This is a genomic window from Paenibacillus pasadenensis (assembly GCF_023715725.1).
GTDB classification, from domain to species: domain Bacteria; phylum Bacillota; class Bacilli; order Paenibacillales; family Paenibacillaceae; genus Paenibacillus_O; species Paenibacillus_O pasadenensis_A.
The window spans coordinates 1,054,276-1,068,168 of record NZ_JAMBOT010000001.1; the positions used below are offsets into that span (position 1 = coordinate 1,054,276).

At 56.7% G+C, this 13,893-nt stretch carries 13 protein-coding genes; all 13 read right to left on the reverse strand.

Going from position 1 to position 13,893, the window contains the following annotated elements:
• Positions 1–46 precede the first annotated feature (46 nt).
• Positions 47–415: a preprotein translocase subunit YajC gene (gene yajC / locus M3223_RS04880; protein WP_251559511.1), complete on the reverse strand. Its 369-nt coding sequence runs from the start codon at positions 413–415 to the stop codon at positions 47–49.
• Positions 416–454: 39 nt separating this feature from the next.
• Positions 455–1,588, reverse strand: coding sequence for a tRNA guanosine(34) transglycosylase Tgt (tgt, locus tag M3223_RS04885; RefSeq protein ID WP_251559514.1), 1,134 nt, complete (start codon positions 1,586–1,588; stop codon positions 455–457).
• A 30-nt stretch (positions 1,589–1,618) separates the two neighbouring features.
• Positions 1,619–2,662: a tRNA preQ1(34) S-adenosylmethionine ribosyltransferase-isomerase QueA gene (gene queA / locus M3223_RS04890; protein ID WP_251559516.1), complete on the reverse strand. Its 1,044-nt coding sequence runs from the start codon at positions 2,660–2,662 to the stop codon at positions 1,619–1,621.
• A gap of 4 nt (positions 2,663–2,666) precedes the next feature.
• The gene (locus M3223_RS04895) at positions 2,667–4,775 is read right to left on the reverse strand and encodes a SpoIID/LytB domain-containing protein (protein WP_251559518.1); all 2,109 of its coding nucleotides are present in this window, start codon (positions 4,773–4,775) and stop codon (positions 2,667–2,669) included.
• Between the two features lie 222 nt (positions 4,776–4,997).
• The gene (gene ruvB, locus M3223_RS04900) at positions 4,998–5,999 is read right to left on the reverse strand and encodes a Holliday junction branch migration DNA helicase RuvB (RefSeq protein WP_251559520.1); all 1,002 of its coding nucleotides are present in this window, start codon (positions 5,997–5,999) and stop codon (positions 4,998–5,000) included.
• A 21-nt stretch (positions 6,000–6,020) separates the two neighbouring features.
• Positions 6,021–6,644, reverse strand: a complete 624-nt coding sequence (gene ruvA, locus M3223_RS04905) for a Holliday junction branch migration protein RuvA (protein WP_251559522.1) — start codon at positions 6,642–6,644, stop codon at positions 6,021–6,023.
• Positions 6,641–7,144: a crossover junction endodeoxyribonuclease RuvC gene (gene ruvC / locus M3223_RS04910; RefSeq protein WP_251559524.1), complete on the reverse strand. Its 504-nt coding sequence runs from the start codon at positions 7,142–7,144 to the stop codon at positions 6,641–6,643. The genes ruvA and ruvC overlap by 4 nt, the downstream gene beginning before the upstream one ends.
• 330 nt (positions 7,145–7,474) lie before the next feature.
• On the reverse strand, positions 7,475–8,125 hold the full coding sequence (locus M3223_RS04915; protein ID WP_251559526.1) for a BofC C-terminal domain-containing protein: 651 nt from the start codon (positions 8,123–8,125) through the stop codon (positions 7,475–7,477).
• 146 nt (positions 8,126–8,271) lie between these two features.
• Complete coding sequence (locus M3223_RS04920; RefSeq protein WP_251559528.1) at positions 8,272–10,083, reverse strand: LysM peptidoglycan-binding domain-containing protein; 1,812 nt, start codon at positions 10,081–10,083, stop codon at positions 8,272–8,274.
• A 261-nt stretch (positions 10,084–10,344) separates the two neighbouring features.
• Positions 10,345–10,638: a hypothetical protein gene (locus M3223_RS04925; protein WP_251559530.1), complete on the reverse strand. Its 294-nt coding sequence runs from the start codon at positions 10,636–10,638 to the stop codon at positions 10,345–10,347.
• Between the two features lie 92 nt (positions 10,639–10,730).
• Positions 10,731–11,618: a prephenate dehydratase gene (pheA, locus tag M3223_RS04930; RefSeq protein WP_251559532.1), complete on the reverse strand. Its 888-nt coding sequence runs from the start codon at positions 11,616–11,618 to the stop codon at positions 10,731–10,733.
• A complete protein-coding gene (gene thrB / locus M3223_RS04935) occupies positions 11,615–12,586 on the reverse strand; it encodes a homoserine kinase (RefSeq protein WP_251559534.1) in 972 nt (323 codons plus the stop codon). The genes pheA and thrB overlap by 4 nt, the downstream gene beginning before the upstream one ends.
• Entirely contained in the window at positions 12,586–13,872 is a 1,287-nt protein-coding gene (locus M3223_RS04940) for a homoserine dehydrogenase (RefSeq protein WP_251559537.1), read from the reverse strand. The genes thrB and M3223_RS04940 overlap by 1 nt, the downstream gene beginning before the upstream one ends.
• Positions 13,873–13,893: the final 21 nt, after the last annotated feature.

Here is a 13,893-nt window from a genome sequence, read left to right on the forward strand (position 1 = left end):
CCGGCTGCCCTGGGAACTCCCGTTCAGCCGGACAATCCGCGGACGATTAAACCGTGCCTTCCGGATCGACTTTGTCGCTTTTTTCTTCTTTCACGGCTGCGGCTTTAATCTCGCCTTTGGCCGGAGCGCTGTGCAGCACCGTGTTGATTGCGCTGCGCTCAAACGTAATGCGGGTTGTGTCGTTCACACGCAAAACGACCGTATCGTCAGTAAGCTCGGCAATCGTGCCGTGCATGCCGCCAATCGTAGAAATTTTGTCACCCTTTTTCAAGGAGCTTAACAAGGCGTTACGCGTTTTTTGCTTCTTCTGCTGCGGACGGATCAGCAGGAAATAAAACACCGCGAACATAAGGACGAATGGCAGCAGGGCACCAACCCAGCCGCCGCTACCTCCTCCGGCTGTAGCAAGAAACATAACCATTACCCCTTTCATATATCTCCAAAGGTCTGAAGCTTAAAACCCTTTGTCGTTGTCATGCAGGCCGTACATCGTGAAGAACTCATCCCGGAAATCAAGCAGCCTGTCCTCCATAATCGCCTGGCGCACGCCGCGCATCATCTCCAACAGGAAATGCAGGTTATGGTAGGTCGTCAGGCGGATGCCAAACGTCTCGTCGGCCTTGATCAGATGGCGCAAATAAGCCCGGGAGTAGTTGCGGCACGTATAACAAGAGCATTTCGGATCAAGCGGCCCGAAATCCTCCGCAAACTTGGCGTTGCGGATATTGACGCGGCCTTCGCTCGTCATTGTGGTGCCGTTGCGCGCAATTCGCGTAGGAAGCACGCAATCGAACATGTCAACGCCGCGAATGGCGCCTTCCAATAGCGCATCCGGCGAGCCAACTCCCATTAAATAACGCGGTTTGTTGCCCGGCAGCAGCGGAATGGTTTCTTCCAGCACCTCATACATGAGATGTTTGGGTTCTCCTACGCTGAGACCTCCAATAGCATACCCCGGAAAATCCAGGGAAGTCAAATCCGCCGCGCTTTGACGGCGCAGATCGGCATGCATGCCGCCTTGAATGATGGCGAACAGCCCTTGGTCACTTGGACGGGCATGAGCTTTCAGGCAGCGCTCCGCCCAGCGGGACGTCCGCTCCAGCGACTTTTTAATGTATTCGTATTCCGCCGGGTACGGCGGACATTCGTCGAATGCCATCATAATATCGGAGCCAAGCGCATTCTGAATCTCCATCGCCTTTTCCGGGGAAAGGAACAGCTTGTCTCCGTTCAAATGGGAACGGAATTCAACTCCCTCCTCCTGGATTTTGCGCATGTTGCTCAGCGAGAACACCTGGAAGCCGCCACTGTCAGTCAGAATTGGACGATCCCAGTTCATGAACTTATGCAGTCCGCCTGCTTTTTTGATCAGTTCATGGCCGGGGCGCAGCCAAAGATGATACGTATTGCTCAAAATAATATGGGCGTCCATTTCCTTGAGCTCTTCCGGACTCATCGTTTTGACGGTCGCCTGGGTGCCAACGGGCATAAACGCCGGCGTCTCGATCACGCCATGCGGCGTGTGGACGCGGCCAAGCCGCGCGCCGGATTGTTTGCATACTTTTATCAGTTCATAGGTTACAGCCACTGTTCACTCTTCCATTCCTTAAAGATAGTTCTAGTAAATAAACATCGCATCGCCGAAGCTGAAAAACCGGTACTCCTCCCGGACTGCCGTTTCATAGGCGTTCAAAACGGCTTCGCGGCCGGCCAGCGCGCTGACCAGCATGACCAGCGTCGACTTCGGCAGATGAAAATTGGTCAATAAAGCATCCACGGCGCGGAACTTGTAGCCGGGATAGATAAAAATGTCGGTCCAGCCGCTGCAAGCCTGCAACCCGTCCGGGAAACGCGCGGCAGCTGTCTCCAGCGTGCGCGCCGACGTTGTGCCAACGGCAATGATCCGTCCTCCGCGTTCCTTCGTCCGCCGGAGCTTGTCCGCCGTTTCCCCGCTCAGCTCGTAATACTCCGAGTGCATCACATGCTCCTCAATCGTATCCGCCGATATGGGGCGGAACGTGCCAAGCCCGACATGCAGCGTCAGCGGAGCCAGCTCAACGCCCATCTCCTGCAGCTCCCGCAAAAATGGCTCGGTAAAATGCAGCCCGGCCGTCGGCGCGGCCGCGGAGCCAGCCTGTCGGGAATAAACCGTCTGATATCGCTCACGGTCATCCAGCCGCTCCTTGATATAAGGAGGCAGCGGCATTTCGCCAAGCCGGTCAAGCAGCTCCTGAAAGATGCCTTCGTATTCGAAACGTACGATCCGGCCTCCCATGTCGCCTTCGTCTTCCACAACGGCGCGCAGCAGCGGCTGCCCGTCCTCTCCGCTGCCAAAAACGATAACGGAGCCGGTTTTCAGCTTTTTGCCCGGCTTCGCCAATGTTTCCCAGGTGTCGCCTTGCAGCTGTTTAAGCAGCAGCAGCTCCGCTTTGGCTCCGGTATCCTCCTTGACGCCAAGCAGACGCGCGGGAAGGACACGCGTATCGTTAACGACAAGCGTATCTCCCGCTTTTAAATATTGCTTAAGATCCCGAAAAACGTGGTGACGGATCTCTCCTGTCTCCTTATTCAAGGATAGCAGCCGGGATGCAGTCCGCTCAAGGAGCGGCGTCTGGGCTATCAGACTTTCCGGCAAATGAAAATCGTAGTCTTCTACATTCATGAAATCAGTATCCGTCCTTAACGAGTTCAATTTCTTTGTAGTAGTATTTCAGAATCGCCTGGTAATCATACCCTTGCTCCGCCAGTCCTTTGGCTCCGTACTGGGACAAGCCGAGCCCATGGCCGTAGCCCTTTCCGCGAATAAACCAGGACGAGGAAGCAGCGACGGGCCGAATTACGCCGCCCGCGCCGATTGTATTAAGAGAAGCTCCGCCGGCCGAGGAAGTTTTCACACCATTTGCTCCCAATAGCTGCACCTGCGAGCCCGATCCTTTGGTGCCGGTGCGTCCCGAGGCTCCGATCAGGGACAATTCCCCGGCCGGTTCAATCCAGAAGCGGGTGCTGGGCAGTCCCCCCAGCGCTCCGCGCAGATTGTCCGGTGTTTTGACGGGAAGCTCCTTGCCGTTTACAAGCAGCTTTTGCACACGGTCGGAAGGCCCGCGCTGCGAAACTTCCAAGCTGATAATCGGTCCTGATACGGCATTTGTCGTTTTGCCTTTCATCAAGTCAAGCAGCTGCTGGGATGTATAAGGCCCGCGAATCCAATTCATCTCGTTCGATTGAACAACCGTCTCCAGCACCGTTACTTTGGCGCCGGCACTGAGCTTTTCGACTGGGCTCACATCCGATTGCACAAGCGGAATCGGCCGCACATTGGTATCGTTCGATTTCACCGACGCAATTGCGGCTCCAGCCGCATTTTTGCTCTCGCTAAGCGTGACCGTATCCGAACGGACATATCCGGTTTTGCCGGACGGGGTAAGAACTCGGTGCCAGTCCATCAAACCGTTCTCGGACGTGTGATCCGGACTGCTTACGCTTTTCAAGTACGGAATCGAGCCGCCCCATACTTCCGACGGATCCGCCGTCTGTCCGCCTGAGCTGGAGGAGAACACCGCCTCAACCGGTTTGCCTTTGTACATCATGACCGTTCCGGCGGTGGCGTCCACAGCCTGAATCGTCGTTGATTTTTCCGAGCCTGTCCCATTATAGACTTGGCTGAGCGTTGTATCAACTACTTGAGCCGTGCCAAACGCAGTTCCTTTGGAGAGCGCGTAGGAGCGCGCTGCGACAGCCTGCGCCTTCAGCGCTTCAGAATGCCATGAACCCGGCATTTCTCCGCCGACGACGGAGTACAGATACTTCTCGAAATCAACCTCATTAATAACAGCTAAAGCGCCGTTATAACTGCCAATCTCAAACTGCCCCCGATAGCTGCGGCCATATCTCTCGGCAAGCTTGATCGGCTCATTGCCGCCCGGCTGAATGACAGCAAAGGAACCAACTGGCGCCTGGTACAGCGTGGTCGGAGAACCGGCCTTCTGGCTTACCGAAAACTCCTGGCGCTTCAGTAAATATCCGCCAGGGGCAGCCTGCTTCAAAACAGCGGCTTCCGCAACTCCAGACAGCTTGATGCGCAGCGCCTCAAGCGCGGCGCTGTCCGCTGCCGCTCCCACCATTACGGAATATTCCGTTCCGCTGCCGCCAGGCCGCAGGGCAAGAAACGTATCCGCTCCCGCCTTGCTGAACTGGGCTGCGGCGGCAATCGCCTCAGCTTCCGACGTAAAGGAGCCGGTTTCCAGATGCAGCGGTCCTCTCAGTCCGGAATCGCCGCCGATCAGCTTCACCGTAGCGTTTTGGCTCCACTTGGCCATAGCCGCAGACGCGGCCGCAGACGTTGCATATGTACCTTCAGATACTTGATATGTTTTCCCTGCGGAGCGCTCTACAGCTTCCAGCACCGGATTGCCGCCCGCCGATTTAACCGCTTTGAATGCAGCCAGCGCAGCAGCAAAGTCGGAGCTTTCGCCCAGCAGAGCAGAGTATGCCTCCGCCATCGCACGGATATCGGAGCCGCTAGAGATCCGGTCCAGCAAAGCGCTTTCCCCGTTCTGTTTAACGCCAATCCGCAAGCCGCCTGCCGAGCTCAGCGTTGCGGCCGGAGTTGTCAGCGTATATTTGTTCGGTACCGTTATAAAAATGCCGACGCGAATCTGTTTCTCCTCCATGGCGTCGTCTGCCGAAGCGCCAAGCGGCGCAAACAGGCAGCCTGCCAGCACAGCCGCTCCGATTCCCGCCGCCATTACAGCCTTTATGCCTTTCGTTCTAGACATTCTTCTCTCCTTCCGTTCCCCGAAGAGTCCTTACAACCTCGCACGAATATAACCCGTCGAGATAAAGCGACAGGGAATCTATAACATGGTTAGACCTCTAAAGCCCGTCATGACCGGGCACATCATCACCGGATGACAAAGCGGCTTTGGCAAGTCCTTCCTTTGTTATACTCCGGTTCTGCTGTCGAAGTTGTTCTATGTCAACAATTCCGTAAAAATCGCCTACTCCGGTACCGGAATTCCTAGATGCCGATAGGCAAGCGGCGTCGCCACCCGGCCGCGCGGCGTCCGTTGTAAAAAGCCGATTTGCATTAAATACGGCTCGTAGACATCTTCAATCGTCTGGCTTTCTTCCCCGATCGTCGCCGCAATCGTATCCAGTCCGACCGGACCGCCCCGGTAATTCGTAATCATCGCCTGCAGCATCTTATGGTCAATCCGGTCAAGTCCGAGCGGATCAACCGCGATGAGCGACAGCGCCAGCTCAGACAGCTCGCTGGTAATAATGCCGTCTCCGCGCACCTGCGCAAAATCCCGCACCCGTTTGAGCAGGCGGTTCGCGATACGCGGAGTCCCGCGCGAGCGAAGCGCAATTTCGTGCGCAGCCTCGCCAACCATATGTACGTCCAGAATCTCTGCGGAACGCGAGATAATAAACGCAAGCTCATCCGTGCCGTAATATTCAAGCCGGCTTACGACACCGAACCGGTCGCGAAGCGGAGCACTGAGCAAACCGGCCCGCGTCGTCGCCCCGATTAGCGTGAACGGAGGCAAATCCAGCCGCACCGAGCGGGCGCTTGGCCCTTTGCCGATCATAATATCAAGACAGAAATCCTCCATTGCGGGATACAGAACTTCCTCAACGGACCGGTTCAATCGATGAATCTCATCGATAAACAGCACGTCGCCTTCCTGCAGATTCGTCAGCAGCGCCGCCAAATCGCCTGGACGCTCGATTGCCGGACCAGAAGTCGTGCGCAAACTAACGCCAAGCTCATTGGCGATAATGTTTGAAAGCGTCGTTTTGCCAAGGCCCGGGGGGCCGTAGAGCAGCACATGGTCCAGCGCTTCCTTGCGCAGCTTGGCCGCCTCGATGAACACCTTCAAGTTGTCCTTGACCTGCGACTGTCCGATATATTCCGAAAGATAACGCGGGCGCAGACTGAATTCCGCCGTCTGGTCCTCCATCATCAAATTGGCGGATATGATGCGTTCATCCTCCATCAATCAAATCCCCCTTTTCAATCAGCCCTTGAACAGCTGCTGCAGCGCGCGCTTCATCAGCGCATCCACGGACTCGCCCGGCTGCTGAGCGCCGCCCATACCGGCCCAGGCGCGGTCAAGCTCCGCCGCCGTATAACCAAGTGCTGCGAGGGCCTCGCGCGCCTCGCTCCAAAGCTCAGCCCCGGCTGCTGAAACGCCGGCTCCGCCAGCCGCTTCGGCTTCCCATTGCAGCTCCACCGTCTCAGCCGACAGCTGGAGCTTGTCTTTCAGATCCAGTATCATGCGCTGAGCCGTCTTTTTGCCGATTCCCGGCAGCCGCGTCAGAAAGCTCAAGTCCTCGCGGTGAATCGCAGCAATGACGGCCTCCGGGCGGCCGCCTGCAAGAATGCCGACCGCTACGCGCGGCCCGATGCCGGACACGTCCAGCAGCTTGCGGAATAAAGCCTGCTCCTCGCGCGTCTGAAAGCCGAACAGCTGAACCGCGTCCTCGCGCACATGATAGTGGCAGTACACGGTCACTGCATCCTCGCTTCTTCCGAATGCATAAGGATTCGGCGTAAAAATCTGATAGCCGATATCGCGCACGTCAACAACGACGGAATCGGCTTCAATATGGGCGACTCGGCCCCTCATGTAATCGATCATTTTCGGCGCACCTCGTTCAATTTGGTCTGCATAACGGAAAAATGCGCATGGCAGACCGCCACGGCCAGCGCATCCGCCACGTCATCGGGCTTTGGAATTTTGGCCAGCTTGAGAAACATGCGGACCATCTCCTGCACCTGGCGTTTTTCCGCCTTGCCGTATCCGACAACAGCCTGTTTGACCTGCATCGGCGTATATTCGCTAATCGGCAGCCCGCGCTGGGCAGCAGCCAAAATAATAACGCCCCGCGCTTCGCCAACCGTAAAAGCCGTTGTTACGTTGCGGTTAAAAAACAGCTTTTCAACTGCAACGCAGTCCGGCTTGTACTTGTCCATAAGCGCCGAGGCGGAATCGTATACTTGCTTAAGCCGCTTCTCATGCGGAGTGCCCGCCTCCGTCTCAATCGATCCGTACTGCACAGGCGTCAGCTTGCTGCCATCCTTATCAATAAATCCGAACCCGACGATGGCGATGCCCGGGTCTATTCCCAAAATACGCACCCGCGCCACTCCTTGCCGCTAATAGAATCCTAATTGCGTATCTTCCGAAAAAAACTAAAAAAACCCCTTCTGCCCGGGGTACAGACTCTATTATTATAGCAGGATCAGCCCGGCATGAGAACAAGCGTTTCGGAGAAGCGTTTGCCAACCAGCCAAATACGGTCCGCCATATCGGCTCCGTAAGGTCGTTTGACGTCCTTAAGCTATGCCACTGTCGCGAAACCCAATTTCGGACGCAAAAAAGAGCCGCCCCGGACGATTTCTCGTCAAGGACAGCTCTTTCGCTCCCTGCTCTTTAAACTTCAGGGAAATGCAAACGTTAAGCCTTTTTCAATAAGTATGCTGCATCGTTCCGCGGCTGGCACCAACCGCATAATCTCCAAAGCTCGACAGCACGCTGTTGAACTCATCCTTGTCCTGCACACGAATGCCGCTGATAAGCCGCTGCAGCTCTTCTTTAGGCAGCGCGCTCTCCATATGCTGCAGATCAAGCTGGTAGAAAGTCTTCATGACCTTCTCTTCCTTCGGCGGACCTTCAAACAGCGTTAGGCTGCCCCCGCTATCTACACCGAACGTTGCGCTGCGGCGGCAGTTGTCCGACAGATCGTTGATTTGCTCCGTAAGCACGACCGCTGCACCTTCAACCGTAGCCGTCAGACGAGGCTGCTCCAGCAGCATGCGGTGAACTTCCTCCGGGGGAAGCTGTCCGAGCGGCTGCGTCTCTTCTCCACACAGATAGACGCGTCGAAGCGTAACCGGCGCCGCTTTTCCGTCGTTTAAAAATGAGGCTGCCCCTCCGTCTGTCTCCTGCCGCTGCGCTGAGCTTTTACCTGGGGCATCCCCGCCGTACAAAGCTGCTGCGTCCGCCTGCAGGCCCGGAAGCAGCAGCGCGGCCGCTGCGGCTAGTGAACAAGCAAGCCGAAGCGGCCGGCGTAGAAATTTCCGTTTCAACTGGTTCCACAGGCTGAACAACAAGAACATTCGGAATTCACCCTTTCTGTCGCTTTTTGCCCTAGTATTTGATGAAGCTGGATGAATTATGCACGCATAACCAGATGAAAGAAAAAGCTCCTGTTCCGCCAATAAAGAGCGGGCAAGGAGCCTATCCATCCATGCTTTATTTGCCGTTAGTTCTGATTAATCCAGGGGCGGCTTGTTTTATACTGTCTGACGGTCGGTCGGGCCTCAGTACGGATGACCGCCTTTTTAGAAGGCTTCCGCTGCTGCGAAGCCGTTCCGGTTTTGGCCGGCTTTTTCGGGCCGCTCACCGTAAATCCGGCAGCTGGGGCGGCTTCTTCGCTATCCGGGCCAACATCCGCCCCTGGCTCCGTTCGCTCACCACAGCCGCAAGGCTGGGCTTTAACCGGGCTCAGCTGTCCGCTATAACTCCCGGCAGCGGCAGGCTGAGCTCCGCCGTATCCGTCTGCAGCGGATAGTCCGGCATGCTGCGCCGGCCAGGCAGGTTGACCATAAGGCTGAGCTCCGGCGACCATTCCCGGGCCCCACTGAGCATAACCTGGCATCGGGGAGGCTGCGGCAGGCAGTGTCGCCTGCGGCTGCCACGTTCCGCCGCCGCCATAGCTGTACGCTCCGCTATAATCCGGCGCCATTTCGGCTGCCTGCATGGCGCCGTAGCCAGGCTGCGCAGCAACACCTTGAACCTGCGGAGCGCCGTAAGCCCCATACCCGGCCATACCTGCTGCGGCTCCCGCCATATATCCAGCCCCGCCGTAACCCATGCCAGGCATTGTTGCAGCAGGAGCTGTTGCGGAATCCCAACCGTAACCGCCCCCAGCAGGCATCGCATTTGCAGGCCATACTGCAGGCATTCCGTAGGAATCAGCCGCTCCCGCCGTTTGCGCAGGATAGAATACGGACGGCTGCATGCCATATGAACCGTAACCGCCATACCCTCCTCCGCTGACGCCGCCAACAGGCGCGTCGTAACCAGCTCCATATCCGCCCATTCCGGCGGCTTCTGTCATCCCGCCATAACCTCCCATGTTAACCGGCATCGTTTGCATAGGAGCCATGCCGTAGGATGGCATTTGCGCTGCTCCGGCAACGGTCGGCTGAGCACCGTAACCGCCGGACATCGGGGCTGCGCCCCATCCTGGCATCGCATTTCCTGCGTTCATACCGGCAATTCCGGGAATTTCCGGCGAATAGCCGCTGCTATAGCCATGATGGGCAGGCCAGGCTGTTGACGCCATCATCTCAGGCATCTGGGGCAATTGAAACAATGGAGCAAGCGCCTCCGTAGCCGGAATTTTCTCCTGCTTAAACGGATGTACAGCCTCTCCGGCCATTTTGCCGTGATGATGGCCATGCTGCGCTGGCGCCATATATCCGCTGCCATAGGATGGTTTTTTCTCAACCGGCTTTGCTGCAGGCTGCTCTGGAAGAACTGGCGGCGGCGGCTGCACCGGCTGTGCGACAATTTCCTTTTCAATCTCAACCTCAACTGTGGTTTCCGGCTTTGCTTCTACCATCGTTTCCGGCTTCGCCACCGGCGCCGTTTCCGCCTTCGGAATAACAGCGGTATTTTTTTTGCCGGCATGGCCCGTATGCGATTCCGCTTTATGCTCAGCTGTCAGCGGAGCAGGCGTGGAAGGCTTTGGAATATGGACGGTATCCCCTTCCTTCAGCTTTGCCGGATCGGTAATTTGCGGATTTGCCTTGATCAGCTCTTGAAGCGATACGCCCCAAGCTTTGGACAGCTTCCAAAGCGTATCCCCGAGTTTCACCTTGTACTTGTGGATCAGCTCCGGCGCGCTCGGCTTTCCAGCCGGAGACGGAACCTTGACCTTAGTCCCGATCAGCAAATTATGGGGATTAGTCAGATTGGGATTAAGCTTCTGAATTTCCTCCACGGATACTCCATATTTCTGGCCGATCAGGTAAAGAGTATCTCCCTTTTTGACGATATGAATCTTCACTTGCCGACTCCTCCTCTTCGCATGCTGCGATAGCGGTGGCATCCCGCCTTCTGCCCGTCGTTAAATCGTATGCAGCGAATAGGCATCTGTCTCCATTTTCCGTAAAATAAACCAAGCCGCCGGCTTGACCCGCTGCAGCTTATCCGGCGCAAGGCGGTCCTTTAAGCCTAAGATGCAAACGTCAAAAAAGCCGGAACATCGGGTGTCCCAGCCACTTTTGACGGCGTATTACGACTTATCGTCCTCCGAATCTTCTTCTGGCTAATCATCGGAATCTTCAATCCATCCAAATCGGACATAGCTGGACAGATTTTCATCATTTTTATAATCCGTAATCATGTCCGGCACATAGTTAACCGTAAACATATAGCCGCTCATAATCGCCTCTAGCTGTTTCAAATTCTTTTCCGTCCAGCCAAACCAATTTCCTGTCTTAAGCTCATCCAAGCTGCCAAAATGCGGGGTGAACCGCTCGTGAAGCCGTTCCTTGTCCTCTTCCTTCAAAGAATTGTACAGCCTCCCGATGCTCTCCATTCGAGTCTGCTTCTCCTTCAACCAGCGCATCCCCCTTTGCAAATAGAAAAAGAGACCGCCCGGCGTTTGCGCTCTCCGGTGCAGTCTCTTCGATGTCCGTCTATAAAATGGCCTTAATTCTGCTCCGGCAGCTCCGGCGCCGTGCTGCCGAAGCTAGGATAAGAGCCAAGCACTCTTACCTGACAGCCAATTGCCTCAATCTCCTGCAGCGCAGCAGGCAGCAGCACCGTGTCCAGCGCCATCTCGATATCAATGACAAAATGGTACGTGCCGAGCCGTTTTTTGGTCGGCCGCGATTCGATGCGCGCCAGGTTGATCCGCCTCCAGGAAAAAGCCGAAAGCACCTGATGCAGCGCGCCCGGGTAGTCCTCCGGCAGCGTTACAAGGATGGACGTTTTGCGGACCGGCGACTCCCGCAGCTGGAAAGGCTCCTTCCCGACAAGCAGGAAACGTGTGTAATTGTTGTCATGATCCGTTACGCCGGTTCGCAGCACATCCATGCCGTAATGCTCAGCCGCCAGCGTCAAGCCGATAGCGGCCCAGCCGCGGCCGGGGTTCTCACTGACGATTTTAACCGCCTCCGCCGTGCTGCTCACATGCTCCCATTCGGCATGCTGCAGATGGGCGCGCAGGAAGGTGTGGCACTGCGCCATCGCGACCGGATGGCTCAACACCCGGACGATCCGGCTGTAGTCCAGCTCTCCGTCCTCGCCGGCAATTTCGGAGCGGCGGCCGATCAGCTGCTGGCGGGAAGGATAAATCCATTCCGCTTGGATCGGCAGATCCACCTCATGCAGCAGCCAATCCATATGCAGGTTAACGGAGCCTTCAATCGTGTTCTCGATTGGAATAACACTGTAATCCGTTTTCCCTTCCACCGTGGACAGGAAAACGTCGGATATCATCGGGTAATAAACCCGTTCCGCGCCGTTTTCGCCGCATAGGCTGCGCGCGGCTTCGTCGGAAGTAGACACGACGGGGAGCACTGCTACCTTAATCATGCTTGCCGATCTCCTTTACGATTGCCTTGCGGCGCCAGCCAAGGCGCCTCGTTCTCATCCAGCACAACTGGACCGTCTAAATCCGGCTGCAAGCGCAGCAGATCGGCGCCAATTCCGGCTGCCTCAAGCGTCTCCGTCAAAAACGACTCCAGCTCCGCAAGGCGTGAGCTGTCGCGCTCCACCAGCGCCAGCAGCGTTGGACCGGCGCCGCTCAGCGCCGCGCCGAGCGCGCCATGTTCGGCCGCTCCTTCCAGCACCTCAGCCATTCCGGGAATAAGCGGAGCGCGGTACGGCTGATGAAGCCTATCCCGCATCGCGCTGGCGATGAGCTCCAGACGTCCCGTCGCAAATGCCGCAACAAGCAGCGAGCTTCTGCCGACGTTGAACACGGCGTCCTTCATCGGCAGCTCGGACGGCAGCGCATGGCGGGCTTTTTCCGTAGCGAGCTGGAAACGCGGAATGGCTACAACCGTGCCCATCTGCGCCGGTGGTTCCAGACGAATCAAATCCGCACGGATGCCGTCCCATGCGGCAACAATTAAACCGCCGTAAAGAGAAGCGCCCACGTTGTCGGGATGCCCTTCCAAGCGGGTCGCCAGCTGCAGAAGACCGTCCTTGTCCAGCGGACGGCCCGCCAGCTCATTGGCCGCGGCAAGCGCTCCAACGATAGCGCTGGCACTGCTGCCAAGCCCCCGCGTGAGCGGGATCTCGCTGTACATATCAATCTCAAGCTCCGGCACGGAGAGACCCGCTTCCTCGTAGAGGAGCTGCGCCACCTTGTAGATCAGATTGCTTTTATCGGTCGGAATGCCTTCCAGTCCTTCACCATGAAGCCGGATAACCGTGGCGTCGGACTCGCGCATTCCGACCCAAGCATAAAGAGACAAAGCCATGCCCAGGCTGTCGAAGCCCGGACCCAGATTCGCCGTGCTGGCCGGAACCCGAACCAGCACGCTTCTCATGCCCATCAGCCTTCCACCCGGTAGACGCTTTTTACGTTCTGGATGACATCCAGCGTTTGGAACGCGTCTACAACTTTATTCATGGCCGCTTTGCTGGCATTATGCGTAATGACGATGATTTCGGCCTCAGGCAGCTCCGAGTTCGGCTGTTGAATAACGGACTCCAGGCTCACGTCGTACTCAGCAAACACTTGAGTAATGCGCGCCAGTACGCCAGCGCGGTCGGCCACATGCAGTCTCAGGAAGTATTTAGAGCTGATCTGCTCGTCGCTTTTCAGCACCCGCTCTTTATAGGAACCGGCTCCTTGCAGGCCGTTTACGCCGATTTTGAGATTTTTAACGACGGCCACAAGATCCGCGACGATTGAGGTCGCCGTAGGCAGCTCGCCCGCTCCCGCACCGTAAAACATCGTCTCGCCGACCGCTTCGCCATGCACGTAAACCGCGTTAAACACGCCGTTTACCGAGGCAATAGGATGGCTCGCCTTCACCATCGTCGGCTGTACGCTGACGCTGATGAACTCATCCTGCCGCTCTGCAATTCCGAGCAGCTTCACCTCATAACCGAGACGCTTCGCGTAGCCGATATCCTCCTTGCTTACGCTGGAAATGCCTTTAACAGATACATCCTCCAAGCCAACCTCCGAGCGGAAGCCAAGGCGGGAGAGAATCGTCATTTTGCGCGCGGCGTCTAGGCCCTCTACGTCCGAGGTCGGGTCGGCCTCGGCATAACCGAGCTGCTGCGCTTCCTTGAGCACATCTCCGTAGGAGGCGCCTTCCTGGCTCATTTTTGTCAAAATATAGTTCGTCGTGCCGTTCACGATACCCATAATTTTCGTAATGCGGTCCGAGGAGAATCCCTCGATGAGCGTGCGAATGATGGGAATGCCGCCCGCCACGCTCGCTTCGTAAAATACGTCGCAGCGGTTTTCGCTCGCCTTGGCGAGAATTTCGCGGCCGTGCAGCGCCATCAAATCCTTGTTGGCCGTGACCACATGTTTGCCGAGGGACAGCGCCTCCAGCAAATATTCCTTCGTCGTTTGAATACCGCCCATGACTTCAACGATAACGTCAATCTCCGGGTGGCGGATGATTTCCCATGCGTCGGTCGTAAGCTTGGAAGCATCAATTTCGATATTCCGCGCTTTGTCCATATTTTGCACAAGCACCTTTTCAATCACGATCGGCGAACCGACCTGACCGATCAGATCCTCCTGATGACGCTCCACGATACGCACAACGCCCGTTCCTACCGTTCCAAGGCCAAGCAGGCCGACTTTTACTGGTTTCATTCTGTTCTCATCCCCTATGTT

Excerpts from the sequence above, each read along its gene's own strand:
- yajC (WP_251559511.1), bottom strand. The coding sequence starts at position 415 with ATGTTTCTTGCTACAGCCGGAGGAGGTAGCGGCGGCTGGGTTGGTGCC.
- queA (WP_251559516.1), bottom strand. The coding sequence starts at position 2,662 with ATGAATGTAGAAGACTACGATTTTCATTTGCCGGAAAGTCTGATAGCC.
- M3223_RS04895 (WP_251559518.1), bottom strand. The coding sequence starts at position 4,775 with ATGTCTAGAACGAAAGGCATAAAGGCTGTAATGGCGGCGGGAATCGGA.
- ruvB (WP_251559520.1), bottom strand. The coding sequence starts at position 5,999 with ATGGAGGATGAACGCATCATATCCGCCAATTTGATGATGGAGGACCAG.
- ruvA (WP_251559522.1), bottom strand. The coding sequence starts at position 6,644 with ATGATCGATTACATGAGGGGCCGAGTCGCCCATATTGAAGCCGATTCC.
- M3223_RS04915 (WP_251559526.1), bottom strand. The coding sequence starts at position 8,125 with ATGTTCTTGTTGTTCAGCCTGTGGAACCAGTTGAAACGGAAATTTCTA.
- pheA (WP_251559532.1), bottom strand. The coding sequence starts at position 11,618 with ATGATTAAGGTAGCAGTGCTCCCCGTCGTGTCTACTTCCGACGAAGCC.
- thrB (WP_251559534.1), bottom strand. The coding sequence starts at position 12,586 with ATGGGCATGAGAAGCGTGCTGGTTCGGGTTCCGGCCAGCACGGCGAAT.
- M3223_RS04940 (WP_251559537.1), bottom strand. The coding sequence starts at position 13,872 with ATGAAACCAGTAAAAGTCGGCCTGCTTGGCCTTGGAACGGTAGGAACG.